Here is a 26,603-nt window from a genome sequence, read left to right on the forward strand (position 1 = left end):
CGCCCGCCCCCCGCCCCGGCCGCCCCGGCGGGGCGCGCCCCCCCCCCCCCCCGGCCCCGGGCCCCCCCCCCCCCCCGCGCGCGCGCCCGGGGGCCCCCCCCCCCCCACCCCCCCACCCCCGCCCAACCCCTCAAAGCCCCCCGTGGAACGTCCGGTTGATGACGTCCAGTTGCTGTTCGCGGGTGAGGCGGACGAAGTTGACCGCGTAGCCGGAGACCCGGATGGTCAGCTGGGGGTAGTTCTCCGGGTGGCGCATGGCGTCTTCGAGGGTGGTCTTGTCGAGGACGTTGACGTTCATGTGGAAGCCGTTGCTCGCCATGAAGCCGTCGAGGACGCCGGACAGGTTGTCGATGCGCTCGCGCGGGGTGCGGCCGAGGGCGTCGGGGGTGATGGTGTTGGTGAGCGAGATGCCGTCTTCGGCGTCGTCGTAGGGCAGCTTGGCGACGGAGAGCGCGGAGGCGATGTAGCCGTGCTGGTCGCGCCCGTTCATGGGGTTGGCGCCGGGGGCGAACGGGGTGCCCGCGCGGCGGCCGTCGGGGGTGTTGCCGGTCTTCTTGCCGTAGACGACGTTGGACGTGATGGTCAGCACGGACTGGGTGTGGACGGCGTCGCGGTAGGTGGGGTGCTTGCGCACCTTCTCCATGAAGTCGTGCACGATCCGGGTGGCGATCTCGTCGGCGCGGTCGTCGTTGTTGCCGTAGGCGGGGTAGTCGCCCTCGATCTCGTAGTCGACGGCGAGGCCGGTCTCGTCGCGGACGACCTTGACCTTGGCGTGCTTGATGGCGGACAGCGAGTCGGCGGCGACCGAGAGCCCCGCGATACCGCAGGCCATGGTGCGCAGGATCTGCTGGTCGTGGAGCGCCATCTCGATGCGCTCGTAGGCGTACTTGTCGTGCATGTAGTGGATGACGTTGAGGGCGTGGACGTACGTCTTGGCCAGCCAGTCCAGCATCGCGTCGTACTGCCGGGCGACGGTCTCGTAGTCGAGGTGGTCGCCCTCGATGGGGGTGAAGCCTTCGACGACGAGCTTGCCGCTCTTCTCGTCGCGGCCGCCGTTGATGGCGTAGAGCAGGGCCTTGGCGACGTTGACGCGGGCGCCGAAGAACTGCATCTGCTTGCCGACGGCCATGGCGGAGACGCAGCAGGCGATGGCGGTGTCGTCGCCGTACTTGGGCCGCATGAGCGCGTCGGACTCGAACTGGATGGCCGAGGTGTCGATGGCGACCTTGGACGCGAACTCCTTGAATCCGACGGGGAGTTCGCTGTCCCAGAAGACGGTGAGGTTGGGCTCGGGGGCGGGGCCGAGGTTGTAGAGGGTCTGCAGGGCGCGGAAGGTGGTGCGGGAGACGAGGGGGCGGCCGTCCTCGCCGATGCCGGCCATGGACCAGGTGACCCAGGTGGGGTCGCCGGAGTACAGCTCGTTGTATTCGGGGGTGCGCAGGAAGCGGACGATGCGGAGCTTGATGACGAAGTCGTCGATGAACTCCTGGGCCTGCTCCTCGGTGATGAGGCCGGCGTCGATGTCGCGCTGGAGGTAGATGTCGAGGAAGTTGTCGATGCGGCCGATCGACATGGCCGCGCCGTTCTGCTCCTTCACGGCGGCGAGGTAGGCGAAGTACAGCCACTGGACGGCTTCGCGGCCGGTGGTGGCGGGGCCGGAGATGTCGTAGCCGTAGGACTGGGCCATGGCCTTGAGTTCGCCGAGGGCCTTGATCTGCTCGGAGATTTCCTCGCGGTCGCGGATGACGTGTTCGGTGGCCCATTCTTCGCCGAGGCGGGCCTTGTCGGCTTCCTTGGCGGCGATGAGGCGGTCGACGCCGTAGAGGGCGACGCGGCGGTAGTCGCCGATGATGCGGCCGCGGCCGTAGGCGTCGGGGAGGCCGGTGATGATGCCGGAGGAGCGGCAGGCGCGGATTTCGGGGGTGTAGGCGTCGAAGACGCCTTCGTTGTGGGTCTTGCGGAGGTGGGTGTAGACGTCGCGGACGTCGGGGTCGGCTTCGTAGCCGTAGGCGTTGAGGGCGCCTTCGACCATGCGCCAGCCGCCGTTGGGCATGATGGCGCGCTTGAGGGCGCCGTCGGTCTGGAGGCCGACGATGAGGTCGTTGTGGTCGGCGGGGGTGCCGTCGATGTAGCCGGGCTTGAAGGCGTCGATGCGGGACGGGGTCTTCACGTCCACGTCGTAGATGCCCTGCTCGATCTCCTGGGGGAACATCGACAGGAGCTTGTTCCAGACGGCGGTGGTGCGTTCGGAGGGGCCGGCGAGGAAGTCGGCGTCGCCTTCGTAGGGGGTGTAGTTCTGCTGGACGAAGTCGCGGACGTCGATGGCGTCGCGCCACAGTCCACCCTTGAAGCCGTCCCAGGCTGCGCCGTTCTTCGTTGCCTCTGCGGGGGTCGCGGTCATGGCGGGCACCCTTCCGAATCGCCGTTGACGTGTCCTTCTTCGTCGTTGAGCGGTAGCTCTTCGACTGCTTCCATTCCACTCCTTTTGATCGATCAATTGCGGCGGCAGAGGTCACCAGATCCGGGCCGAAAGCCCCGTTCTTTCCCTCCTCCTTTTCTTGACAGTGCCCTTGACCTGCGCATTCGGTCGGGACTTTGGCCCCTAGTTCGCTTGTGAACGCATTCACAAGAATTTCGCACCGCCGAATCGCCGCCCCGGCCCCGGCCCCGGTGGAAATGCGAAGGAGGCCCGCACAGAACGTGCGGGCCTCCTTCCTCCATGATCTGCGGCCTAGCTGGGCGCCTCCGCGCCCTTGCGGGCGTAGAACCACCAGGCGACCACGATGCAGCTGACGTAGAAGGCGACGAAGCCCCACATCGCGCTCGTCACCGCGAAGTTGGCGAACATCGCCGGGATGAAGAAGAAGCCGTACGCGGCGATCGCGGAGGTGAAGCCGGTGACCGCGCCCGCCTCCATCTCGGACTGCTTGAGCGCCTTGGCGTACTCGGGGGTGCCCTCGGTCAGGCCCTTCAGGTGCTGGTTGCGGAAGATCACCGGGATCTGCCGGAAGGTGGAGCCGTTGCCCACTCCGGAGAAGAAGAACGCGGCGAGGAAGCAGCCGAAGAAGCCGTAGAAGTTGCCCGAATCGCCGCCCGCCGGAAGGAAGTTGATGACGCCGATGATCGAGAGCGCCATGCCGACGAACGAGATGATGGTGACCTTCGCGCCGCCGAGCTTGTCGGCGATCCAGCCGCCGGCCCAGCGGGCCAGTGCGCCGAGCGCGGGGCCCATCCAGGCGTAGGTGGCGACGGAGTAGGCCGGGAACGTGGTCTTGATCAGCAGCGGCAGGGCGGCGGCGAAGCCGATGAAGGAGCCGAAGGTGCCGACGTACAGCCAGGTCATCAGCCAGTTGTGCTTGCGCTTGAAGATGACCTTCTGGCGGCTGAAGGGGGTGGAGGCGACCTTGAGGTCGTTCTGGCCGAACCAGGCGATCAGGGCGAGGACGATCAGGACCGGGACCCACAGGAACGCGGCGTTCTGCAGGTAGACCGGAGTGCCGTCCTTCTTGTGCTGGGCGGTGCCGATCGCGATGGTCGAGAAGGTGATGACGATCGGCGTCAGGAGCTGGACGACGGAGACGCCGAGGTTGCCGAGGCCGCCGTTGATGCCGGTGGCGTTGCCCTTCTCCTTCTTCGGGAAGAAGAAGCCGATGTTGGCGAGCGAGGAGGCGAAGTTGGCGCCGCCGATGCCGCAGAGCGCGGCGATGATCACCATGACGCCGTACGGGGTCGAGGTGTTCTGGATGGCGATGCCGAGCCAGATCAGCGGCACGATCAGGATCACCGTCGACAGCGCGGTGAAGCGGCGCTGGCCGATCATCGGGCCGAGGAAGGTGTAGAGGATGCGGGCGGTGCCGCCGGTCAGGCCCGGTATGGCGGTGAGCCAGAACAGCTGGGAGGTGGAGAAGGTGAAGCCGACGTCCTTGAGGTTGGTCGCGGTGACGGACCAGACCTGCCAGACCACGAAGGCGACGAGCAGGGCGGGGACGGCGATCCACAGGTTCCGGGTGGCCACCTTGCGGCCGACCGAGCGCCAGAAGACCTCGTTCTCCGGCTCCCATTCGGTGATGGTGCGGCCGGGACGGTAGTTCTCCGGGTCGTACGGGACTGTGGCGTCGGGGCCGGCATCGTGCCGGGTGGACGGCTGGAGCGCGGAACTCATGGTGCTTCCCAGGGGGTTGAGACGAGTCCTGACATATCCAGGTTGCGCCGCGCTCGCCCCCGGGGTGAGAGGCGAACGCCATGACTGCGGGCGGCCCTAGGTCCCCACCGTCGCCGCCGTACGACCCGGCCGGTCGCCGCAGGCCGCGCGCGTACCACCCGGCCGGTCGCCGCAGGCCGCGCGCGTACCGCCCGGCCGGTTCCCCCGGACCGCTAGAACCGGGTCGCGGGGACGTCGGCGAGGTCGACGACGGGGAGGCGGACGTCCGGGTCGTCGAGGCACTGGCCGGTGCGCAGGTCGAACTCCTGCTTGTGCATGGGCGAGGCGACGACGGGGACGCCGTCGCGGCTGCCCATGATGCCGCCCGCGATGACGTCGGCACCGGAGAACGGATCGCGGTTGGAGACCGCGTACACCTGCCCCGTGGGGGATTTGAACAGGGCGGCCTCGCTGCCGTCGGGGAGCTTGGCGGGGCGGCCCCGGCCGGGTTCCAGTTCCTCGTGGGCGCCGAAGTCGACGTGGCCGAAGCGGTCGAGGGCGGCGGGGTCGGCGAGGACGGCGCCCCATTCGTCGCGGTAGGCGGCGACATGGCGGTCCATCTGGGCTTCGAGCTCGGCGCAGATGCCGAGCGAGTCGCCCAGGAGGACGTCCTTGAGGTGGTCCAGGCCGCCGTCGATGCGCTCGATCCAGGCGGCGGTGCGCTCCAGGCGTTCGGCGGTGCGCGCGTAGTACATGAGGAACCGGTCGACGGTCTTGAAGAGGTCGGCGGTGGACAGGTCGGAGGCGAGCAGGTCGGCGTGGCGGGGCTGGGCGCCGCCGTTGCCGCAGACGTACAGGTTCCACCCTCCGGCGGTGGCGATGACGCCGATGTCCTTGCCGCGCGCTTCGGCGCATTCGCGCAGGCAGCCGGAGACGCCGCCCTTGAACTTGTGCGGGGTGCGCAGGCCCCGGTAGCGGTTCTCCAGGTCGATGGCGAGCTGGATGGAGTCACCCTGGCCGAAGCGGCAGAACCGGGCGCCCACACAGGACTTGACGGCCCGCAGCGACTTCCCGTACGCCTGCCCGGACTCGAAGCCGGCCGTGCCGAGGCGGCGCCAGATGTCGGGGAGCTGGTCGGCGCGGGCGCCGAAGAGGCCGATCCGCTGAGCGCCGGTGATCTTGGTGTAGAGGCCGTAGTCACGGGCGACCTCGCCGAGCGCGATGACCTGCTCGGGGGTGACTTCGCCGCCGGGGACGCGCGGGATGACGGAGTAGGTGCCGTCCTTCTGGAGGTTCGCGAGGAAGAGGTCGTTGGAGTCCTGGAGGGTGGCCTGCTCGCCGTCGAGGACGTGTCCGATGCCGAGTTCGGGGGCGAGGGTGCCAAGTACGTTGCCGACAACGGGCTTGCAGACAGCGCAGCCCTCCCCACCCTTTCCATGACGCTCCATCAACTCAGTGAAGGAACGGATGTGTTCGTCCTTGATGACGGCGTAGATCTCGGAACGGGACAGGGCGAAGTGTTCGCACAGGCCGTGCGCCTTCACGACGCCGGCGGCGGCGAGTTCGGCGTCGAGGACGGCCTGGAGCGATCCGATGCAGCCGCCGCAGCCGGTCCCGGCCTTGGTGCACCGCTTGACGCCGCCGATGTCGGTGAGCCCGTGTTCGGCGACGGCGTCGCGCACCCGGCCCTTGGTGACGTTGTGGCAGGAGCAGACGACGGCGTCGTCGGGCAGCGCGTCGGCGCCCGGCGCCTCGCCGCCGGCCGGGGCGATGAACGCCGATGCGGGGCCCGGGAGTTGACGGCCGGTGTGCGGCTGGAGCGAGCCGTACGCCGCAGCGTCGCCGACCAGGATGCCGCCGAGGAGGCGGCCGTCGGGGGCGAGCAGCAGCTTCTTGTAGACGCCCTCGCGGCCGTCGGAGAAGAGCACCTCGACGGCGCCGCTCCCGGAGGCGGCGAAGGGGTCGCCGAAGGAGGCGACGTCGGCGCCCATCAGCTTGAGCTTGGTGGAGGTGTCGGCGCCGGTGAAGGTGAGGCCGGTGCCGCCCGCGAGGCGCTCGGCGACGGCCTCGGCCATCTGGTATCCGGGCGCGACCAGGCCGTAGACGCGGCCGTCGACGGTCTGGGCGCACTCGCCGATGGCGTAGATGTACGGGTCGGTGGTGCGGCAGTGCGCGTCGACGGCGACCCCGCCCCGGTCGCCGACGGCGAGCCCGCACTCGCGGGCGAGGCGGTCGCGGGGGCGTACCCCGGCGGAGAACACCACGACGTCGGCGCCAATGCGGCGGCCGTCGCTGAGCCGCAGCTCGCGCACCCGGCCGGTGTCGTCGAGCTCGACCTCGTGGGCGCCGACGCCGGTGTGCACGGCGACGCCCATGGACTCGATGGTGGTGCGCAGGGCGGCGGCGCCGCCGTCGTCGACCTGGAGCGGCATGAGACGGGGCGCGAATTCGACGACGTGGGTCTGGAGGCCGAGGGTGCGCAGCGCGCCGGCGGCTTCCAGGCCGAGCAGTCCGCCGCCGATGACGACGCCGGTGCGGGCGCCGCCGTCCTGGGCGTACCGGGTGAGCTGTTCGACGTCGTAGAGGGTGCGGTAGGTGAAGCAGCCGGTGGCGTCCGCGCCGGGGATGGGCGGCACGAAGGGGTAGGAGCCGGTGGCCAGGACGAGCGCGTCGTAGGGGACGACGGTGCCGGAGGTGGTGGTGACCGTGCGGGCGGCCGGGTCGATGACCTCGGCGGGGTCGCCGAGCCTTAGGTCGATGCCGTATCGCTCCATGAACTCGCCGTCGCACAGGGCGAGTTGGTCGGAGGTCGCGCCGGTGAAGGCCGACGAGAGGTGGACGCGGTCGTAGGCGGGGACGTCCTCCTCAGCGAGTACGGTGACGTGCAGGCCGGGGCCGCCGGGCAGGGCGAGGGCCCCGCGCTCGGCGAGGGCTTCCAGGAGCCGGTGGCCGACCATGCCGTGGCCGATCAGCACGAGGTTCTGCGCGGGCTGCGCCATGGCTTCGCTCCGGGGGCTCGGGGCCCGCCTCTTCGAGGGCGCTGGAGGTCCACTCGACGGGGACTGGGCGGTCTACCCCTTCGACGCTAGACCGCCCGCGCCCGCCCGGGCCCCCGAAAAAGCCCTCGTCGCCAGGGCCTTGTGGCCCCCCGGGGCGGGCAGTTGGACCCGCCGTGGGCGACGCTTCAGGCGGGCGGGTTGAGCTTGCGGAAGTAGGTCCAGCTGGTCTCGTTGGGCTCGCTCCACTTCTCCGGGGCGTGCGCGTACTCGGGGTGGTGCTCGGCGATGTGGGCCCGGGTGCGCTCGGGCACCTCGTCGTACGAGCCGAGCTTGCGGCCCCGGCAGTGGTAGGTGAGCCCGCCGGGCCGCTGGCCGCGCGCCATCCAGGGCAGCCACGGCGACATCCGGGTCCAGGACATGGTGGCCGGGACGCTGGGCGCGTCGCCCGCGAGGTCGGCGCGGTCGGCGAAGAACTGGAAGAGCTCCAGGGCCTTGTAGGTGTCGCCGGCCGAGTGCAGCGGGTACTGGGCGACGGGCAGCGGCGAGGGGTAGGCGAGCGGGATCTCCAGGCTGAAGCAGACCTGCCCGCCGAGCTGGGTCGTCGGCACGGGGAAGGGGCGCCAGCGCTGGTTGGCCGGGTCGTTCCAGATGTGCAGCACCGGCAGGTCCTGCCAGGTGTCCAGGATCTCGCGGGTGGCGGGGTCGAGGTAGAACGCGGCCTCGCGGGTGAGGAGTTGGTACGCGTCCGGGCCGTTCTCCTCATCCTCGACGAGGCGGGCGACGTTGACCCCCTCGAACCCGAAGAGCCGCTGGTAGGGCTCGTCGGGCGCCCAGGAGTACACGTCTCCGGACCACCAGTAGGTGACCTCCTCGCCGTCGAGGGAGGCGCGGGTGCGGGCGAGGTCTCGGAGCTGCTGCACGGGTGTGGTCATCCCCCTACTCTGCGCGGCTCCCCCACCCCGGGGAACCCCCAGCCCCCTCCGGCCACGGACCGGCGGCTGCCGTGGCTCCGCCCCCAGACCCCGTTCCGCGCGGTTCCCCGCGCCCCTGAACCCCGTTTTCGTCCGTCCGTCGCACGTGGCCGTTCGCGCAGTTCCCCGCGCCCCTGTAGGTGACCCCGAATGCCTCGGTGCTGGCCCGCACAGGCATCCTCAGCCCGTCCGGCGTTTGAGGACGAGCGCCCTTCAGGCGCGAACGGGGGTCTGGGGGCGGAGCCCCCAGGGTCCCTTCAACCCCCGGAGGGTTGCGGGAAGGGGCGGGGCGGGGCGACTCCCGGGGTCTGGGGCGGAGCCCCAGGGAGCCAAGCCCCAGGGCGCCGAGCCCAAAGGCCCCCCACCAGGGGACTTTGGCGGGCCCCACCCAACCCCACCCCGCGCTAGCGTGAAGACGCCGGGGTGCCACGACACCACCCCGGCACCCAGCACCAGCACCCGCAACCCCGCACCCCCACCCCCCGGGAGGCCCGCGATGCTAGTGATCGCCGTACACGGCAGCTCCGCCCCCGGCGCGGGCGCCACCATCGGCCGGCTCGCCCAGGCCCTGGGCCGCCCCGCCCTGATCGCGCACCTGGACGTGCAGCGCCCCTCCCTCGCCGACGTCCTGGCGAAGAACCCCGGAGCCGTGGTCGTGCCGCTGCTCCTCGGCGAGGGCTACCACCGCCGCGTGGACGTACCCGCCGTCGCCCGCCGCTTCCACTGCACGGTCACCGCCGGGCTCGCGGGCGAGCCGGACGTGGCCCGCGCCGTGCACGACCGGCTGCTCGCGGCCGGCGGCCCCGGCGACGCGATCGTCGTCGCGGGAGCGGGCTCCACCCGCCCGCACGGAAATGCCGGAACCCGGGCCGTGGCAAGGGAGTTGAGCGCCGCCCACCCCGACATCCCCGTACTCGACGCGTACTGCTCCGCCGCCCGCCCCAGCGTCCGCGACCGCGTCGAACAGCTCCAGCGCGCCGGCTTCCGGCGGATCACGATCGCCACCCACCTGCTGGCCCCCGGCCGCTTCACCAGCGCGCTCGAAGAGCTCCGCGCCACGACCCCCGGCGTGCACGCCGTGTCGGCGCCGGTCGCCGACCACCCCCTGCTCGCGCGCCTTGTGCTGAACCGGTACGAATCCGTACGCCCGGAAGTGTTGGCCGCCTAGCGCACCGGCCCGTCTGGTGTGCTGTGCGCATGCCCCGCATGACCGCACGCAGCCGCCACGAGGACCACCGCGCCTCGACCCCGCTAGAACTGTTCTTCGACCTGTGTTTCGTCGTCGCCGTCGCCCAGGCGGGCGCCCGCCTGGTCCACGCCCTGGCCGAGGGCCACGTGGGCACGGGCCTGGCCGGGTACGCCGCCGTGTTCTTCGCGATCTGGTGGGCGTGGATGAACTTCTCGTGGTTCGCCTCCGCCTACGACACCGACGACGCCCTGTACCGGGTGGTGACCCTCGTCCAGATCACCGGCGTCCTGATCCTCGCGGCGGGCGTGCCGCGCGCCTTCGACGACGGTGACTTCACGATCGGCGTCATCGGGTACATCGTGATGCGGCTCGCGCTGACCAGCCAGTGGCTGCGGGCCGCGTACAGCTGCCGGGACCCGGCCGAGCGCCGGGCATGTCTGCGGTACGCGGCCGGGCTCGTGGTGTGCCAAGTCGGCTGGGTGGTCATGCTGTTCGTACCGGACTCGGCGCGCACCTGGCTGTTCCCCCTGCTGGCGCTCGCCGAGCTGAGCGTGCCGTTGGTCGCCGAACGCGACTACTCCACGAGCTGGCATCCGCACCACATCGCCGAGCGGTACGGCCTGTTCACCCTGATCGTGCTCGGCGAGACGGTGTCGGCGGCCACCATCGCCGTACAGGAGGCGCTGGACGAGCACGACGAACTCGGCGACCTGCTGCCGCTCGCGGCGGGCGGCCTGCTCATCGTGTTCGCGGCGTGGTGGATCTATTTCGCGGTCCCCATCCACAACCACCTCACCTCCAACCGGCAGGCTTTCGCGTGGGGTTACGGCCACTTCGTGGTGCTCGCGTCGGCGGCGGCGATCGGCGCGGGCATGGAGGTGGCGATCGAGCAGACGGTCGGCAAGGCCCACATCTCGGCGAACGCGGGCGCGGCCGCCGTGACGGTCCCGGCGGCCCTGTTCCTCCTGACGGTGTGGCTCCTGCACTCCCGCCACTTCAAGCGCGGCACGGCCCAGCAACTGGTGTTGCCCATCTCGGCGTTGGCGATCCTGGCGTGCACGTTCGCGGGCCACACGGCGGTGCCGCTGGCCGGGGCCGTCTCCGCCCTGACGGTCGCGGTCGGCTGGACCCTGAACCGCGCCCGTCCCGAAACCCCGGGGCCCGCCACCGCCCGGCCCTGAAAGCGGCGGACGCCAAACGGGCGGCCGGGCGGAGAGCCGGCCCCACCGTGACCACCACCCCCGCCGCCCGGGCGTCCTTCGTAACCGGGCTCAAGGCATGGCCCGGCCCCGCACCGCCGGCATCGGGGGCCGCGGCGGGGTAGGGATGGCCCCATGACGAACCCCGCACCCACGAACAACTCCCTCACCGACGTGCCCGGCTTCCGCGTCGGGCACGCGGCCGTCGCCGGGCCCGGCGCGCTGAGCGGTACGACCGTCGTGCTGGCCCCGCCCGGCGGCGCCGTCGCCGCCGTCGAGGTGCGTGGGGGCGGCCCCGGCACCCGGGAGACCGACGCGCTCGATCCGAGGAACGTCGTCGAGCGGATCGACGCGGTGGTCCTGACCGGCGGCAGCGCGTTCGGGCTGGACGCGGCAACCGGCGTGATGGCCTGGCTGGAGGAGCGGGGGCGCGGGGTACGCGTGGGGCCCGAGCCGCACCAGGTGGTGCCCGTCGTGCCCGCGGCCTGCGTGTTCGACCTGGGGCGCGGCGGCGACTGGCGGGCCAGGCCCGACGCGTCCGTGGGCCGGGCCGCCGCCGAGGCGGCCGGGGCCGCCGGGACCGAGGTCGCCGAGGGCAATGTGGGCGCCGGGACCGGCGCGGTCGTCGGCGGTGTCAAGGGCGGCGTCGGCACGGCGAGCGTCCGGCTCGCCTCGGGGGCGACGGTCGCGGCGCTGGCCGTCGTCAACGCCTTCGGCTCGGCGGTCGACCCGCACACCGGGGTGCTCTACGGCGAGTACGGCGAGTACGGTGAGGGCGATCTTCAACTCCCCTCCCCCAGGGTGCACTTGGCTGCCCAGGAGGAGATCGCCCGCTCGCGCGAGCGGATGGGGCTGCCGCCGCTCAACACCACGCTCGCCGTCGTCGTCACCGACGCCCCGCTGAGCCGGCCGCAGGCGCAGAAGCTCGCCGGGACCGCGCACGACGGCCTGGCCCGCGCCCTGCGGCCCGTCCATCTGATGCACGACGGCGACACCGTGTTCGCCCTGGCCTCCGGGGAGCACGGCGACTCCGGGGACGCCGCGCTCGGCGCCCTGGAGCTGAACCACGTGCTCGCCGCCGGGGCGGACGTCGTCGCGCGGGCGATCGTGAGGGGCGTGCGGGCCGCCGAAAGCATCGAGGGACCCGGGGGGACATTCCCCTCTTATAGGGATCTGTACGGGAGTTGAGGGCCCAAAAACCTCGATTGTGATCGCCGTCACAATTCAATGTCGCAACCAGTTGGCCCATTGGGGTTCTCTATGCCCGTACTGGATTCATTTCGCAGTACATCACGCATACATGGAGCAGCCCGTGACACCGCCGGCGTCGGACAACGCAGCGCAGCCTCAGCAGTTCAGCACCCCGCGCACCGCGCGTCCGTTCGCCCGGCGTCGTGTCCGCCTCGTCGCGGGAGCGGCCGGCCTGCTGGTCGGCGCGCTCGCGCTGACCGCCTGCGGCGGTGACGCCAAGGCCAACGACGACGGCAAGGGCGGCCAGAGCGGCAAGGGCGCCGACGCCTCGGCCGCCAAGGACGCCTCCACGCTGAAGATCACCATCTCGGCGAAGGACGGCTCCACCAACGCCTCCATCAACGACGTCACCGTCACGGCGGAGGGCGGCAAGCTCTCCGACGTGACGATGACCGAGGCACAGGGCGGCAAGGCCGTGCCCGGCACGCTCGCCGCCGACGGGCTGTCCTGGAAGCCGACCGGCAAGGTCGAGCGCGGCACCCAGTACAAGATCGCCGCGAACGGCAAGGACGACAAGGGCCGGGCCGCGACGGAGAACTCGCAGTTCACCACCGTCTCGGCCAAGGACAGCTTCATCGGCACCTACACCCCCGACGACGGCTCCACGGTCGGCGTCGGCATGCCGGTGTCGTTCAACTTCAACAAGGCGATCACCAACAAGAAGGACGTCCTCTCCCACATCACGGTCACCAGCAGCAGCGGGCAGCAGGTCGTCGGGCACTGGTTCAACTCGCAGCGCCTGGACTTCCGCCCGGAGCAGTACTGGAAGGCCGGGTCGAAGGTGACGATGAAGATCGACCTGGACAAGGTCGAGGGCGCCAAGGGCGTCTACGGCGTGCAGAAGAAGAACGTCACCTTCACCATCGGCCGCAACCAGGTCTCCACCGTCGACGTGAAGACGCAGGAGATGACCGTCCAGCAGGACGGCAAGACCGTCAAGACGATCCCGGTCTCCACCGGAAGCGCCGAACACCCCACGTACAACGGGCAGATGGTGATCTCGGAGAAGTTCACGCAGACCCGGATGAACGGCGACAGCGTGGGCTTCGGCGGTGAGTACGACATCAAGGACGTGCCGCACGCGATGCGCCTGTCCACCTCCGGCACCTTCATCCACGGCAACTACTGGGGCGACCCCTCGGTGTTCGGCAACGAGGGCACCAGCCACGGCTGCGTCGGCATGAGGGACGTGAAGGGCGCCGCCGGGGACACCTCGGCCAAGTGGATGTTCGACCACAGCATCATCGGTGACGTGGTCGTGGTGAAGGGGTCCCCGGACAAGACCATCTCCCCGGACAACGGCCTCAACGGCTGGAACCTGTCGTGGGCGCAGTGGACGGCGGACAGCGCCTCCTGACCAACTCCCCTTCCTCAGAAGGAACTTCACCGGCCGGTAACCCATATGTGGGCTGCCGGCCGGAAAAGTTTCGGCCATGCCCGCTGCGCGAATCGCCCTCAGGGGCTACGTTGAGCACCTTCTACGTGACCAACAGCGACGGCCAGGAGAAGCCTTGGTGCTCCATGTGCCCCACCCGCTCGACGGCGAGCGCGGCCCCCGTGAGGAATCGGCCCAGGATCAGCTGGCCGCGCTTCTGGGGCGGGCCCTGAACTCCTTCGATCTGCCGGACGAGCTCGTCGAACGCCTCGCCCTCGCGATGGCGCACACCACGTCGCTCCATTCCTCGCTGCACACCTCGGCGGCGGGCGAAGCCGGCCACCGCCTGAGCCGCGAGACCTACCGGCACTGCTATCTGCTCCTGGACGGCACCACCGTCACCCTGTGGGAGCTGACCCATCACGACGGCCGCGAGTACACCCACGAGGTCTACGCGTCCGAGGACGACGCCCGCCTGGCCGCGGCCCGGCTGCGCCGCAGGGCGCTCCCCGCCACCGGCGCGGACGACGAACTGGACGCCCTGGTGGCCGAGTTGAACGGCATCGGGCTCGGGCTCGGGCTCGGCGGCCACGAGCACCCCCAGGACGTCGAGGGCTTGGGCGACTGCTGGGAGGCCGGACTCGGCCCCGACGCCGTCGTCGGCCGGGACCGCACCGCACCGCCGTCCGGCCGCGCCCCGTACGCCCACGACGACTCGGCGGACCACGCCCGCCGGCTGCTGCGCCGCGCCGAGAACCCGGACCGGCCCGACGAGCGCACGGCGTTGCGGCTGCGGGCCGCGCACGGGCACCGCATCACCCAGGCCTTCGGCCGGCACTGCCGCACGGGCGGCCGTGACGCCGCGTTCACGCTGTACGAGCACGCCTTCCGACTGCTCGACGGCGGCGAGCTGAGCCTGTGGGAGGTCGAGCACACGGCGACGCCGGACGGCCGCCACATGTGCGAGGTGTACGCCACCGAACAGGCCGCCCGGGCCGCCATGGAGCGCCGCGCACACGTGAGTTGAGCCCCGCGCGAGTCCTGGGCGCGGGGCCGGGGAGCGGCGCGGGGGACGGTCAGGAGCTGCGCGGGTCGAGCTGGCGGATCAGCCCCGCGAAGGCGTCCCGCTCGGCCTCGGTGAGGGCCACCGCCTCCTGGGCGGGCGGCCCGGCCTGCCGGCCCACCGCGCGCAGCGCCCGCAGCGCGTGCCACTCGGCCCGGTCGGCGCGCTCCCGGCGCAGGATGCGGACCAGTCCGACGACCCAGGCGACACTCGCCGCAGCGAGGACGGAAAGGCCTATCTGCTGAATGATCGTGATGTTCTGAGCCACGCGCCCCAGTAGACAACACCGGCCGGGACTTGCGGCAGGGGGTGGCGGGACTTTGGTCCTCAAGTGGTACATGTCACGTCATGACAGGCGAAGACGCCCGGCCCACGGGGGCCGGGCGTCTCGTGCGGGAGGGCGCGGGAGGGTGCGGGAGGGCCGGGTCTCAGGCGGCCACCGCCACCTCGCGGTCGTCGGCGGGCTCGACGGCCGCGCTCTCCGGCTCCGGCTGCTGCTTGCGCAGCCCCTTGAGGAGGACGACCAGGCCCGCGCTCACCGCCGTGCCGGCCGCGATGGCGAGCAGGTAGAGCAGCGCGTTGCCGATCAGCGGGACCACGAAGATGCCGCCGTGCGGAGCCCTCAGGGTGCAGCCGAAGGCCATCGACAGGGCGCCGGTGACCGCGCCGCCCGCCATCGCGGAGGGGATGACCCGCAGCGGGTCGGCCGCGGCGAACGGGATCGCGCCTTCGGTGACGAAGGATGCCCCGAGCACCCAGGCGGCTTTGCCGTTCTCGCGTTCGGTGCGGGTGAACAGGCGCCCCCGTACGGTCGTGGCCAGGGCCATCGCCAGCGGCGGGACCATGCCCGCGGCCATCACGGCCGCCATCACCTTGAAGCTGCCGTCGGTGCCGTCGGCGAGGCCGCCGATCGCGAAGGTGTAGGCCACCTTGTTGAGCGGGCCGCCCAGGTCGAAGCACATCATCAGGCCCAGGATCACGCCGAGGACGATCACGTTGGCGCCGTTGAGCCCGTTGAGCCAACTGGTCAGCGCGGACTGGAGCTTGGAGATCGGCTCGCCTATGACGAGGAACATCAGGAAGCCGACCACCGCCGAGGAGATCAGCGGGATCACCACCACCGGCATGATGCCGCGCAGCGAGGCGGGGATCTTGACCTTCTGGATCGCCATGACCACGGCGCCCGCGATCAGACCGGCCGCGAGGCCGCCGAGGAAGCCCGCCTTGATGTCGAGGGCGATGGCGCCGCCGACGAAGCCGGGCACCAGACCGGGCCGGTCGGCCATTCCGTAGGCGATGTAGCCGGCCAGGACCGGGACGAGGAACTTGAACGCGACCCCGCCGACCTGGAAGAGCAGCGCGGCCCAGCTGCCGGTGTCGGTCCACAGGAAGTGGTCCATGACGGAGGGCGCTTCACTGACCTTGTAGCCGCCGAGTGCGAAGCCGAGGGCGATGAGCAGTCCGCCCGCCGCGACGAACGGGACCATGTAACTGACGCCGGACATCAGCCACTTGCGCAGCTTGGTGCCGTAGCCCTCGCCCGGCTCGCCCGCCGCCTCCACGGGGGACGGCTTGGCGCCGGCCTCGGTGATCTCGCCGCGTGCGGCCTTGTCGCGCACCTCGGCGATCAGTTCGGCGGGCCGGTTGACGCCCGCCTTCACGCCGACGTCGACCGTGGCCTTCCCGGCGAAGCGCTCCTTGTCGCGTACGGGCACGTCGTGCGCGAAGATCACGCCGTCGGCCGCCGCGATGACGTCCGGGTCGAGCCGGGTGAACCCGGACGAGCCCTGCGTCTCGACGCTGACCTCCACGCCCTCGGCGCGCCCGGCCCGCTCCAGGGACTCGGCCGCCATGTAGGTGTGGGCGATGCCGGTGGGGCAGGAGGTGACGGCCACGATCCGGAAGGGCCGGTCCGCCCCGGCGGGGGCGGCAGCGGGGGTCGCTCCGGCGGGTGCCTGCGGCCCGGGGGCCGACGTGGGTTCCGGTGCCGTACGCGGGGCCTCGGCCTGGGTGTCCGTCTCCTCGCCCCCGATGAGTGCCGCCGCCTCGCCGGCCGTCGTCGCCGCGCGCAGCGCCGCGGTGAAGTCGGCGTCCATCAGCTGGCGGGCCAGGCTGGACAGGATGGAGAGGTGGGCGTCGTCGGCGCCCGCCGGGGCCGCGATGAGGAAGATCAGGTCGGCCGGGCCGTCCGGCGCCCCGAAGTCGATTCCGGTGGCGCTGCGCCCGAAGGCCAGCGTCGGCTCGGTGACATGGGCGCTGCGGCAGTGCGGGATGCCGATGCCGCCGTCGAGGCCGGTGGGCATCTGGGCCTCGCGGGCCGCCACGTCGGCGAGGAAGCCGTCGAGGTCGGTGACGCGGCCGAGCGCGACCATCCGCTCGGCGAGCGAACGGGCGGCGGCTTCCTTGGAGTCGGCGGCCAGGTCGAGTTCGAGGTCGACCAGTTCCGCGCTGATCATCTGGCTCATCGCGGGCTCCTTTGCGGGCGGTGAGTGCGGGCGGGGGTCATGGCGCCGGTTCCGTCAGGGGGCGGTCCAGCGGTACGGCGTCGGTGACGGTGACGGATGCCGGGTCGAGGTCGCCGGGGGCGGGCATCACGCTGCCGGGGAGCTGGACGGCGGCGGCCCCGTGGGCGACGGCGGCGGCGAGCGCGCCGGGTCCTTCGCCGCCGGCCGCGAGGAACCCGGCGAGCGAGGCGTCACCGGCTCCCACGTTGCTGCGTACGGTCGCCACCGGCGCGGAGGCGAAGTAGGTGCCGGAGGCGGTGACCAGGAGCTGGCCGTCGGCGCCGAGGCTGGCGAGGACGGCGCCGGCCCCCAACTCCCGTACTTCCTCGGCCGCCTTGACCGCGTCGCCGACGGTGGCGAGGGGGCGGCCGACGGCCTGGGCGAGCTCCTCGGCGTTCGGCTTGACCACGTCGGGGCGCTCGCGCAGCGCGGCGATGAGGGAGGGCCCGGAGGTGTCGAGGGCGACCTTGGCCCCGGCGGCGTGCGCGCGGGCCACGAGGTCGGCGTACCACTGGGGCGCGAGGCCGCGCGGAAGGCTGCCGCAGCAGGCGATCCAGTCGGCGCGGCCGGAGTGCTCGCGCACGGCGTCGAGCAGCAACTCGCTCTCGGCGGCGCTCAGTTCGGGCCCCGGCGCGTTGATCTTCGTGAGGGTTCCGTCGGGTTCGGCGACGGAGATGTTGGAGCGGGTGTGCCCGGCGACGGGCACGGGCGCGACCTCGATGCCTTCGGCGCCGAGCAGTTCGGCGACCAGGGCGCCGGGGGCGCCGCCGAGCGGCATGACGGCGACCGTGCGGTGTCCGGCGGCGGCGACGGCACGCGAGACGTTGACGCCCTTGCCGCCGGGGTCCACGCGTTCACCGGTGGCGCGCAGCACTTCGCCGCGCTGGAGGCCGGGGACCTCGTAGGTGCGGTCCAGGCTGGGGTTGGGGGTGACGGTGAGGATGTTCATACGGTGATCACGTCCGTGCCGGCGGCCTCGATGGCGGCGATGTCGTCGGGCGCGAGCCCGCTGTCGGTGATGAGGAGGTCCACGTCGGCCATGCCGGCGAAGCGGGCGAAGTGCTCCTGGCCGTGCTTGGCGGAGTCGGCGAGCACCACCACGCGCCGGGCGGCCCCGATCGCGGCCCGCTTGACGGCGGCCTCGGCGAGGTCGGGGGTGGTCAGGCCGTGGGTGGCGGAGAACCCGTTGGTGCCGAGGAAGACGACGTCGGCGCGGATCTCGCCGTAGGCGCGCAGCGCCCAGGCGTCCACTGCGGCCCGGGTGCGGTGGCGGACCCGGCCGCCGACGAGGTGGAGGTCGATGGAGGGGTGGTCGGCGAGCCGCGCGGCGACGGGCAGGGCGTGGGTGACGAGGGTCAGCCCGCTGTCCAGGGGGAGCTCGGCGGCCAGGCGCGCGATGGTCGATCCGGCGTCGAGGATGACGCTGCCCTCGGCGGGCAGTTCGGCGAGCGCGGCGTGGGCGATGCGGTCCTTCTCGTCGGCGGCGGTCGACTCCCGCTCGGCGAGGTCGGGCTCGAAGTCGAGCCGCCCGGCCGGGATGGCCCCACCGTGCACCCGACGGACCAGGCCGGCCCGGTCGAGGGCCTTCAGGTCGCGCCGTACGGTCTCGGCGGTGACCTGGAACGTCTCGGCGAGCGAGAGCACGTCGACGCGTCCGCTCTCCCGCGCGATCCGCAGGATCTCCTGCTGGCGCTCCGGTGCATACATGTCTGGTTACGTCCGTTTCCCTACCCGAACCGGTGGTTACACGCCCAGAGTACGACCGCCTCAGCCTCACGTAAACCAATTCGGGCACCACCCGGACACAAACGGGCTTAGGTCCCGCCCCCGGGGAGCCCCCCGACCCGGGCCCGACGACCCGGCCCCCCTCGGGGCTGCGCCCCGAACCCCGCCCGCGCCTGAAGGGCGCTCGTCCTCAAACTCCCCCAAGGCCTTAAGGGCCAGGGGGGACCCCCATGACGGGCTGAGGATGCCCATGCCACCGGCGCCGCCAGGGGCGCGAGGAACTGCGCGAGAAGCGACCAGGGCCCGCAGACGAAAGGGGGTTGGGGGCGCGGGGAACTGCGCGACCAGCCACCCACGGCCCGCACCCGAAAGCCGGTCAGGGGCACGAGGAACCGCGCGAGCAACCACGCACGGCGCGAGGCCGAAAGAGGGGTTAGGGGCGCGGGGAACTGCGCGACCAGCCACGCACGGCCCGCAGCCGACGAACCGGGGCCCGGGGCCAAGCCCCCGCACGAACCGGGGCCCGGGGCCAAGCCCCCGGGGAGCACCCCACCCGCACCCGGCACCGGCACCCGCACCCGCACCCGCCCCCCGGGCAAACCGATGGCCCCGCACCTCGGAAGGTACGGGGCCATCACACGCGAGCGGATCAGACCGGCTGAGCCGACTTCGTGAGGTCGAGCAGCTCGGCCTCATCGATCCCGCCCTCGACATGCTGCCGCGGCCTCGCCGGCAACGCGAACATCACCACGAAGATCACCGCCAGCACCCCCGCCACGTACCAGAGCGAGTGCTCGAAGCCGTCCACGAACGCCTGGTTGAGCTGCGGCGGCACCAGGCCGTCGCCGATCGAGCCGAAGAAGACGACCGACACCAGGCCGAGCCCGAGCGCGTTGCCCATCTGCTGCACGGTGTTGATCAGGCCGGAGGCCGAACCCGAGTGCTCCTTGGGGACCTCGGAGAGCACCGCGTCGGTGAGCGGGGCGACGATGAGGCCCATGCCGAGGCCCATCACGACCAGCGGCAGCGCCATCTGCCAGGAGGCGATGGCCATGCCGTAGTGGTCGGCCTCCCAGATGTAGATCAGGAGCCCGGCCACCATCGTCAGGGCGCCCGCCTGGAGGACCTTGCGGCCGAAGCGCGGGACGAGCTTCTGCACGGACAGGCCGGCCGCCACCGACACCGCGATCGAGAACGGCACCCCGGTCAGGCCCGCGCGCAGGGCGCTCCAGCCGAGGCCTATCTGCATGTACAGCGTCCACACCAGGAAGAAGATGCCGAGGCCGACTCCGAAGGTGGCCTGCACGGCAATGCCCGCCGCGAAGCTCTTGACCTTGAACAGCGACAGCTCGATGAGCGGGGAGCCGTCCCGCCGCGCCTTCATCCGCTCGTACGCGATCAGACCGGCGAAGACCACGACGCTGCCGGCCATCGAGAGGTAGCCCCACAGCGGCCAGCCCAGCTCGCGGCCCCGGGTCAGCGGGTAGAGCAGCATGAGCAGGCCGAGGGTCACCAGGACCACGCCGACGAGGTCGAGCTTGAGGGCCCGGGGCGCCTTGGACTCGCTGATGAACTTGGTGCCGAGGATCAGACCGGCGATGCCGACCGGCAGGTTGATCAGGAAGATCGGGCGCCATTCCAGACCGAACAGGTTCCACTCGGTGAGCAGCGCGCCGAGCAGCGGCCCGGAGACCGCGCCGAGGCCCACGACCGCGCCGAACAGGCCGAACACCTTGCCGCGCTCGTGGGCGGGGAAGGTGGCGTGGACGATCGAGAGGACCTGCGGCACCATCATGGCCGCCATCGCGCCCTGCAGGATGCGGGAGGCGACCAGCATCTCGGGGTTGGCGGCGAAGCCGCACAGCGCGGAGGCGAGCGTGAAGCCGCCGATGCCGAGCAGGAAGAGCTTCTTGCGGCCGTGGATGTCGCCGAGGCGGCCGCCGGTGATCAGGCCCGCGGCGAACGCGAGCGCGTAGCCGGCGGTTATCCACTGGATCGAGGAGAAGCTCGCCCCGGTGTCCTTCTGGATGGAGGGGATGGCGATGTTGACGATGGTGACGTCGACCAGGTCCATGAAGGCCGCGGTCATCACGATGGCCAGGGCGAACCACCGGCGGCGGTCCGCTGCGGCGCTCGCCGCGGTCTCTGGGGTGCTGCTGGTCGCTGTGGAGGTCATGGGAAGAAAGTTAGACCCCCTATAGGACAAGGTGTGTCCTCTTTGGCCGGGCATCCTGGAGGACATGACCGACACCCCGGCACGGCTGCTGCAACTGCTCTCCCTGCTCCAGACCCCGCGCGAGTGGCCCGGCGGCGAGCTCGCCGACCGGCTCGGGGTCTCCCGGCGCACGGTGCGGCGCGACATCGACCGGCTGCGCGAGCTCGGCTATCCCGTCCAGGCGGCCCGTGGCGCGGACGGCGGCTACCGGCTCGTCGCGGGCAAGGCGATGCCCCCGCTGGTCCTGGACGACGAGGAGGCGGTGGCGATCGCGGTGGGCCTGCGGGCCGGCGCGGGCCACGCGGTGGACGGCGTGGACGAGGCCTCGGTGCGGGCCCTGGCCAAGCTGGAGCAGGTCCTGCCCTCGCGTCTGCGCCATCGCGTCGCGAGCCTCCAGGCGGCGACGATGCCGCTGGCCGGGCCCTGGCGCGGCGACGGCGCCACGGTGGACCCGCGCACCCTGACCACGCTCGCCGCCGCCGTCACCGGCGAGGAGCGGCTGCGCTTCGGCTATGTGTCGGGTGACGGCACCGCCACCAAGCGCCTGGTCGAGCCGTACCGCCTGGTGTCGACGGGCCGCCGCTGGTACCTGGTGGCGTACGACGTGGAGCGCGGCGACTGGCGTACGTTCCGGGTCGACCGGGTCGCCGAGCCGTTCGCGACCGGCGCCCGCTTCGCGCCGCGGGAGCTGCCCGAGGCGAACGCGGCGGAGTTCGTGCGCAACTCGATGAACCGCCTGCAGCCCGTGCTGGACGTGGACGTCACCTTCGAGGCGCCGGCCGACTTCGTGACCGCCCGCCTGCCCGCCACGCTCGGCGCCCCCGAGCCGTTGGACGCCGGGCGCTGCCGGCTGCGCACCTCGTGCACGGACTCCCTGGAGTGGGTGGCGCTGCGCCTGGCCCTGGTCGACTGCGAGTTCACCGTGAACGGGCCGCCCGCGATGACGGGCTATCTGCACGAGCTGGGCGAGCGCCTGACCCGGGCCACGGCGGGCGGCCCCGGGGAGTGAGGCGCGGGGCCCGTGCGCGGGGCCCGGAAAGGGGAGGGGCCCCGACACCAGGGGGGGAAGGTGCCGGGGCCGGGAGCCCCAGCACCAGGGGGGGGAGGGTGCCGGAGCTCGTCTTGGGGGCGGGGCCTAGGCCGCCGCGTCGAAGCCCGTGTCACGGGCCATCTTCTTCAGTTCGAGCAAGGCGTGCTTCTCGATCTGGCGAATCCTCTCGCGGGTCAGACCGTGTTCCTTGCCCACCTCTGTCAGCGTACGCTCACGGCCGTCGTCGATGCCGTAGCGCATCTTGATGATCGAGGCGGTGCGCTGGTCGAGCTTGCCGATCAGGTCGTCGAGTTCCTCGCTGCGCAGCAGTGTCAGCACGGACTGCTCGGGCGAGACGGCGGAGGTGTCCTCCAGGAGGTCGCCGAACTGGGTCTCGCCCTGGTCGTCGACCGGCATGTTGAGCGAGACCGGGTCGCGCGCCCAGTCCAGGACGTCACCGACGCGCTCGGGCGTGGAGCCCAGCTCGGCGGCGATCTCCGTGTGCTCGGGGTCCCGCCCGTTCTCCCGGTTGAACTCGCGCTGGACCCGGCGGATGCGGCCCAGCTCCTCCACGAGGTGCACGGGCAGCCGGATGGTGCGGGACTGGTCGGCGATGGAGCGGGTGATGGCCTGGCGGATCCACCAGGTGGCGTACGTGGAGAACTTGAAGCCCTTGGCGTAGTCGAACTTCTCGACCGCGCGCACCAGGCCCGCGTTGCCCTCCTGGATGAGGTCGAGGAGCGGCAGGCCGGCCCTCGGGTACCGCCGGGCGACGGCTACGACCAGGCGGAGGTTGGATCGGATGAACAGGTCCTTGGCGCGCTCACCGGCGGCGTACAGCGCCTCCAGCTCCTCGCGCGAAGCTCCTGCCGCCTTGCTCTCCACCTCACCGTCGAGGATCTGGCGTGCGTACACACCGGCCTCGATGGTCTGCGAGAGCTCGACCTCCTTGGCGGCATCGAGCAGCGGCGTACGCGCGATTTCGTCGAGGTACATACCGACCAGGTCGCGGTCGGCGATCTCACCGCTGACTGCGCGGACCCTGCTTCCCGACTCTGAACCGCCGGTGGCGGACTGTCGGCGGGCGACGGCGCGGGTTGCCATGCGTGCTCCCTTACTGAGTGGTCGCGACACCCTCCCGGGTGCCCTGCATCCGATGGAAACAACGGCTGGAATCCGGACAGAATTCCCGTCCCGCCCATCGATTTTCGTGATCATGCAGTACCCTGTGCCGCCACGGGAGGGGGACAGGTGCCGCAGGAACGTACAGAGGTGCAGGTCAGAGCGGGTGTGGAGGGCGATCTGGGAGCTCTCACGGATCTTTACAACCACTTCATCCGTGAGACCGCCATCACATTCGACACGGCCCCCTTCACCACTGAACAGCGCCGTCCGTGGCTGCACTCCCATCCTGAAGACGGCCCGCACCGCCTTCTGGTTGCTCACGATGACCGATTTGTCGGACAGGAGGGCGTCCTGGGGTACGCGACGAGCGGCCCCTTCCGGGCGAAGCCCGCGTACGCGACCTCCGTGGAGGTCAGCGTGTACTGCGCGCCCGGGGCGACCGGCCGGGGCGTGGGCAGCCTCCTGTACCGCTCCCTCTTCGCGGCCCTGGCCACCGAGGACGTGCACCGCGCCTACGCCGGGATCGCGCTGCCGAACGAGGCCTCGGTCCGCCTGCACGAGCGTTTCGGCTTCGCGCACGTCGGCACCTACCGCGAGGTGGGCCGCAAGTTCGGCCGCTACTGGGACGTGGCCTGGTACGAGAAGGAGCTCGGGGAGCACTGAGGCCACCCGGCGGGGCCCCCTCCGGGACACGCACCCCGGGCGCGCGCCAGGGGCTCAACCCCCTTGAGCCGCGCCCCCGTTCACCTCACCCCGTCCTCACCCCGCTCTCCCCCCGTCCTCACCCTTCCTCACCCTTCCTCACCCTTCCTCACCCTTCCTCAGCCTTCCTCAGCCGTACTGCACCGAGCGCTTCGCGAGCCCCATCCAGAACCCGTCGATGACGCTGCGCGCCCCGCCCGGCTCGCCCTCGCTCGCGCCCATCGTCACGAACAGCGGGGCGAAGTGCTCGGTGCGGGGGTGGGCGAGGCGCCCGGCCGGGGCCTTGTGCTCGAAGTCGAGCAGCGCGTCCACGTCGGCGGCGGCGAGCGCCCGCGCGCCCCAGTCGTCGAACTCGGCCGACCAGCCGGGCACTTGGCCGCCGGGGTGGCGCAGTGCGGCCAGGTTGTGGGTGAAGAAGCCGCTGCCGACGATCAGCACGCCTTCGTCCCGCAGCGGCGCCAGCGTGCGGCCGATGTCGTAGAGGCGCCGCGGGTCGAGCGTCGGCAGGGAGATCTGGAGCACCGGGATGTCGGCGGCGGGGAACATCTCGACGAGCGGGACGTACGCGCCGTGGTCGAGCCCGCGGTCCGGGACGTCCTGCACGGGCACGCCGGGTGCGCGCAGCAACTTGCGTACGGAGTCGGCGAGTTGGGGTGCGCCGGGCGCGGCGTAGCGCACCTGGTAGTAGCGCTCGGGGAAGCCCCGGAAGTCGTACACGAGGGGCACGGTCTCGGTGGCGCCGAGCGCGAGCGGGGCCTCCTCCCAGTGCGCGGACACCATGAGGACGGCGGTCGGCCGGGGCAGCTCCGCCGACCAGGCCGCCAGCTCGGCGGGCCACAGCGGGTCGTCGGCGAGCGGCGGGGCGCCGTGCGAGAGGTAGAGGGCGGGCATGCGCTCGGGGCGGGCGACGGTCATGGCGCACTCTCACGTTGCTCGAACGGAAACGGTGCTTGAACTCTCAAGCTTCTGGGGCAGCCTAACCCGACCTAGTTCAACTTTCAAGAAGTGTCCGTACAGTAGATGCATGACCTCGGCACCTAATTGGCTCAGCGACGAGGAGCAGCGCACCTGGCGCGCCTACCTCCACGCCACCCGGCTCCTCGAAGACCACCTCGACCGACAGCTCCAGCGCGACGCCGGGATGCCGCACATCTATTACGGGCTGCTCGTGCAGCTCTCGCAGGCCCCGCGCCGCCGCATGCGGATGACCGAGCTGGCCAAGAACTCCAAGATCACCCGCTCGCGGCTCTCGCACGCGGTGACGCGCCTGGAGAAGAACGGGTGGATCAGGCGCGAGGACTGCCCCTCCGACAAGCGGGGCCAGCTCGCGATCCTGACCGACGCCGGTTACGGGGTCCTGGAGCGGACCGCGCCCGGGCATGTGGCCGCCGTACGGCAGGCGATGTTCGACCGGCTGTCCCCCGACCAGGTGGACCAGCTCGGCGAGATCATGCGGGTGATGGCGCAGGGCCTCCAGCCCACCGACGCCAAAGCCGACCTGCCCTGGCTCCGCTGAGAGAAGCGGGGCCAGGGCAGGTCGTGCGTCCGGGGTGCTACCGCGGGGTCAGTGCGCGACCACCGGGATGCGCACCTCGTCCTCGGCGTCCTCGCCGGTGCCCGGTCCGGTGACCGAAGTCCCGCCGGGGCGCCCGGTGTTGATGAGCGTGACGGCGATGACGGCGGCGGCCGCCAGGATGCCTACGGCCCACCAGATGGCCGCGGTGAAGCCGTGCACCATGGCCTGGAGCTTCAGGAGCTCGGGGTTGGTGGCGCCCAGGGCCATGTGTCCGGTGACGTAGGCCGTGGTCGCCGAGGCGGCGATGGTGTTGAGCAGCGCCGTGCCGATCGCGCCGCCGACCTGCTGCGAGGTGTTGACCATCGCGGAGGCGACACCCGCGTCACGCGGCTCGACGCCGATGGTGGCGAGCGACATGGCGGGCATGAAGGCGGTGCCCATGCCGAGGCCGAGCAGGATCTGCGCGGGCAGGATCACACCGGCGTACGACGTGTTGATGTCGAGCTGGGTGAGCAGCAGCATGCCGACGGCGGCGGTCAGGAAGCCGGGGCCCATCAGGAGCCGCGGCGCGACCCGGGTCATCAGGCGGGCGCCGATCTGGGTGGAGCCGGTGATCATGCCCGCGATCATGGGCAGGAACGCGAAGCCCGTCTTGACCGGCGAGAAGCCCTGCACGACCTGGAGGTAGTAGGTGAGGAAGAGGAACAGGCCGAACATCGCGATGATCGCGAGGCCGAGCGAGAGGTAGACGCCACCGCGGTTGCGGTTGGTGATGACGCGCAGGGGCAGCAGCGGGTGCCGCACCTTGGCCTCGACGGCGACGAAGGTCGCGAGCAGCACCGCGGAGGCGATGAACATCGAGATGGTCAGCGCGTCCGACCAGCCGGCCGACTCGGCGCGGGTGAAGCCGTAGACGAGGGCGACGAGACCGGTGGTCGACAGGATCACGCCGGGGACGTCGAGCGGCGAGCGGTTGCGGGTGCCGGCCGGCTCGCGGATGACGAGGTAGGCACCGACGGCCGCGACGATCGCGAACGGGATGTTGACGAAGAAGGTCCAGCGCCAGTTCAGGTACTCGGTGAGGAAGCCGCCGAGGATCAGGCCCACGGCGCCGCCGCCACCGGCGATCGCACCGTAGATGCCGAACGCCTTGGCGCGCTCCTTGGCGTCGGTGAACATCACCGCGAGCAGCGAGAGCGCGGCCGGCGCGAGCAGTGCGCCGAAGGCACCCTGGAGCGCGCGCGAGCCGAGCAGCATCGCCTCGCCGGTGGCGGCGCCACCGAGCGCGGAGGCCGCGGCGAAGCCGAGCAGACCGACGACGAAGGTGCGCTTGCGGCCCCACAGGTCGGCGATGCGCCCGCCGAACAGGAGGAGCCCGCCGAACGCCAGCGCGTAGGCCGTGATGACCCACTGCTTGTTGGCGTCACTGATGTGCAGCGCGTGCTGCGCCGAGGGCAGCGCGATGTTCACGATGGTCGCGTCGAGGACGACCATCAGCTGGGCCAGGGCTATGAAGGCGAGTGCCTTCCAGCGACTGGGATCCGGGGCGAGGGAGAACTGGTCCGGCTTGTCCAGACCGACTGTTTTTGACATGGGGG

The 26,603-nt window shown here is 71.6% G+C and carries 20 protein-coding genes; 8 read left to right on the forward strand and 12 right to left on the reverse strand.

Going from position 1 to position 26,603, the window contains the following annotated elements:
• Positions 1–130: 130 nt before the first annotated feature.
• The 4 genes from pflB to ACFYZA_RS16405 form a co-directional block, all read right to left on the reverse strand.
• Complete coding sequence (pflB, locus tag ACFYZA_RS16390) at positions 131–2,401, reverse strand: formate C-acetyltransferase (protein WP_388491032.1); 2,271 nt, start codon at positions 2,399–2,401, stop codon at positions 131–133.
• Positions 2,402–2,731: 330 nt separating this feature from the next.
• Positions 2,732–4,162: a NarK family nitrate/nitrite MFS transporter gene (locus ACFYZA_RS16395; RefSeq protein ID WP_382599413.1), complete on the reverse strand. Its 1,431-nt coding sequence runs from the start codon at positions 4,160–4,162 to the stop codon at positions 2,732–2,734.
• 212 nt (positions 4,163–4,374) lie between these two features.
• On the reverse strand, positions 4,375–7,140 hold the full coding sequence (gene nirB / locus ACFYZA_RS16400) for a nitrite reductase large subunit NirB (protein ID WP_388491036.1): 2,766 nt from the start codon (positions 7,138–7,140) through the stop codon (positions 4,375–4,377).
• A gap of 185 nt (positions 7,141–7,325) precedes the next feature.
• The gene (locus ACFYZA_RS16405) at positions 7,326–8,072 is read right to left on the reverse strand and encodes a DUF1838 family protein (RefSeq protein WP_388491039.1); all 747 of its coding nucleotides are present in this window, start codon (positions 8,070–8,072) and stop codon (positions 7,326–7,328) included.
• Between the two features lie 535 nt (positions 8,073–8,607).
• Between ACFYZA_RS16405 and ACFYZA_RS16410 the strand changes: the two genes are divergently transcribed.
• The 5 genes from ACFYZA_RS16410 to ACFYZA_RS16430 all read left to right on the forward strand — a co-directional run bounded on the left by ACFYZA_RS16410 (position 8,608) and on the right by ACFYZA_RS16430 (position 14,152).
• Positions 8,608–9,279, forward strand: coding sequence for a sirohydrochlorin chelatase (locus tag ACFYZA_RS16410; RefSeq protein WP_388491042.1), 672 nt, complete (start codon positions 8,608–8,610; stop codon positions 9,277–9,279).
• 29 nt (positions 9,280–9,308) lie between these two features.
• On the forward strand, positions 9,309–10,481 hold the full coding sequence (locus ACFYZA_RS16415; protein ID WP_382581726.1) for a low temperature requirement protein A: 1,173 nt from the start codon (positions 9,309–9,311) through the stop codon (positions 10,479–10,481).
• Between the two features lie 153 nt (positions 10,482–10,634).
• A complete protein-coding gene (locus ACFYZA_RS16420) occupies positions 10,635–11,687 on the forward strand; it encodes a P1 family peptidase (protein WP_388491046.1) in 1,053 nt (350 codons plus the stop codon).
• A gap of 112 nt (positions 11,688–11,799) precedes the next feature.
• Positions 11,800–13,107: an Ig-like domain-containing protein gene (locus ACFYZA_RS16425; protein WP_382581732.1), complete on the forward strand. Its 1,308-nt coding sequence runs from the start codon at positions 11,800–11,802 to the stop codon at positions 13,105–13,107.
• A 157-nt stretch (positions 13,108–13,264) separates the two neighbouring features.
• Positions 13,265–14,152 carry a DUF6227 family protein gene (locus ACFYZA_RS16430; RefSeq protein WP_382581735.1) on the forward strand — a complete coding sequence of 296 codons (888 nt, stop codon included), beginning with the start codon at positions 13,265–13,267 and terminating at the stop codon, positions 14,150–14,152.
• 49 nt (positions 14,153–14,201) lie between these two features.
• Here ACFYZA_RS16430 and ACFYZA_RS16435 read toward each other — a convergent pair whose 3' ends face one another.
• The 5 genes from ACFYZA_RS16435 to ACFYZA_RS16455 all read right to left on the reverse strand — a co-directional run bounded on the left by ACFYZA_RS16435 (position 14,202) and on the right by ACFYZA_RS16455 (position 20,593).
• Positions 14,202–14,456, reverse strand: coding sequence for a hypothetical protein (locus tag ACFYZA_RS16435; protein ID WP_382581738.1), 255 nt, complete (start codon positions 14,454–14,456; stop codon positions 14,202–14,204).
• Positions 14,457–14,616: 160 nt separating this feature from the next.
• Positions 14,617–16,653, reverse strand: a complete 2,037-nt coding sequence (locus ACFYZA_RS16440; RefSeq protein WP_388491049.1) for a fructose-specific PTS transporter subunit EIIC — start codon at positions 16,651–16,653, stop codon at positions 14,617–14,619.
• A 37-nt stretch (positions 16,654–16,690) separates the two neighbouring features.
• Positions 16,691–17,641: a 1-phosphofructokinase gene (gene pfkB / locus ACFYZA_RS16445; RefSeq protein ID WP_382581744.1), complete on the reverse strand. Its 951-nt coding sequence runs from the start codon at positions 17,639–17,641 to the stop codon at positions 16,691–16,693.
• Positions 17,638–18,399 (reverse strand): DeoR/GlpR family DNA-binding transcription regulator, encoded by a 762-nt coding sequence (locus ACFYZA_RS16450; protein WP_382581747.1) that lies wholly within the window; start codon positions 18,397–18,399, stop codon positions 17,638–17,640. The genes pfkB and ACFYZA_RS16450 overlap by 4 nt, the downstream gene beginning before the upstream one ends.
• Before the next feature lie 667 nt (positions 18,400–19,066).
• Positions 19,067–20,593, reverse strand: a complete 1,527-nt coding sequence (locus ACFYZA_RS16455) for an MFS transporter (RefSeq protein WP_382581750.1) — start codon at positions 20,591–20,593, stop codon at positions 19,067–19,069.
• A gap of 64 nt (positions 20,594–20,657) precedes the next feature.
• Here ACFYZA_RS16455 and ACFYZA_RS16460 point away from each other — a divergent pair, with 64 nt between their 5' ends.
• The gene (locus ACFYZA_RS16460; protein WP_382581753.1) at positions 20,658–21,641 is read left to right on the forward strand and encodes a helix-turn-helix transcriptional regulator; all 984 of its coding nucleotides are present in this window, start codon (positions 20,658–20,660) and stop codon (positions 21,639–21,641) included.
• 126 nt (positions 21,642–21,767) lie between these two features.
• On the opposite strand, the gene ACFYZA_RS16465 is transcribed toward ACFYZA_RS16460, so the two are convergent.
• Positions 21,768–22,766, reverse strand: a complete 999-nt coding sequence (locus ACFYZA_RS16465; protein WP_382581757.1) for an RNA polymerase sigma factor RpoD/SigA — start codon at positions 22,764–22,766, stop codon at positions 21,768–21,770.
• A gap of 147 nt (positions 22,767–22,913) precedes the next feature.
• Here ACFYZA_RS16465 and ACFYZA_RS16470 point away from each other — a divergent pair, with 147 nt between their 5' ends.
• The gene (locus ACFYZA_RS16470) at positions 22,914–23,450 is read left to right on the forward strand and encodes a GNAT family N-acetyltransferase (protein ID WP_382581760.1); all 537 of its coding nucleotides are present in this window, start codon (positions 22,914–22,916) and stop codon (positions 23,448–23,450) included.
• A gap of 168 nt (positions 23,451–23,618) precedes the next feature.
• On the opposite strand, the gene ACFYZA_RS16475 is transcribed toward ACFYZA_RS16470, so the two are convergent.
• Positions 23,619–24,404, reverse strand: a complete 786-nt coding sequence (locus tag ACFYZA_RS16475) for a dioxygenase (RefSeq protein WP_388491055.1) — start codon at positions 24,402–24,404, stop codon at positions 23,619–23,621.
• A gap of 109 nt (positions 24,405–24,513) precedes the next feature.
• Here ACFYZA_RS16475 and ACFYZA_RS16480 point away from each other — a divergent pair, with 109 nt between their 5' ends.
• On the forward strand, positions 24,514–25,005 hold the full coding sequence (locus ACFYZA_RS16480; protein ID WP_382581766.1) for a MarR family winged helix-turn-helix transcriptional regulator: 492 nt from the start codon (positions 24,514–24,516) through the stop codon (positions 25,003–25,005).
• 48 nt (positions 25,006–25,053) lie between these two features.
• On the opposite strand, the gene ACFYZA_RS16485 is transcribed toward ACFYZA_RS16480, so the two are convergent.
• Positions 25,054–26,598 carry an MFS transporter gene (locus tag ACFYZA_RS16485; RefSeq protein WP_388491059.1) on the reverse strand — a complete coding sequence of 515 codons (1,545 nt, stop codon included), beginning with the start codon at positions 26,596–26,598 and terminating at the stop codon, positions 25,054–25,056.
• Positions 26,599–26,603: the final 5 nt, after the last annotated feature.

Origin of the sequence: Streptomyces sp. NPDC001828 (assembly GCF_042892175.1) — a bacterium.
Lineage (GTDB): Bacteria > Actinomycetota > Actinomycetes > Streptomycetales > Streptomycetaceae > Streptomyces.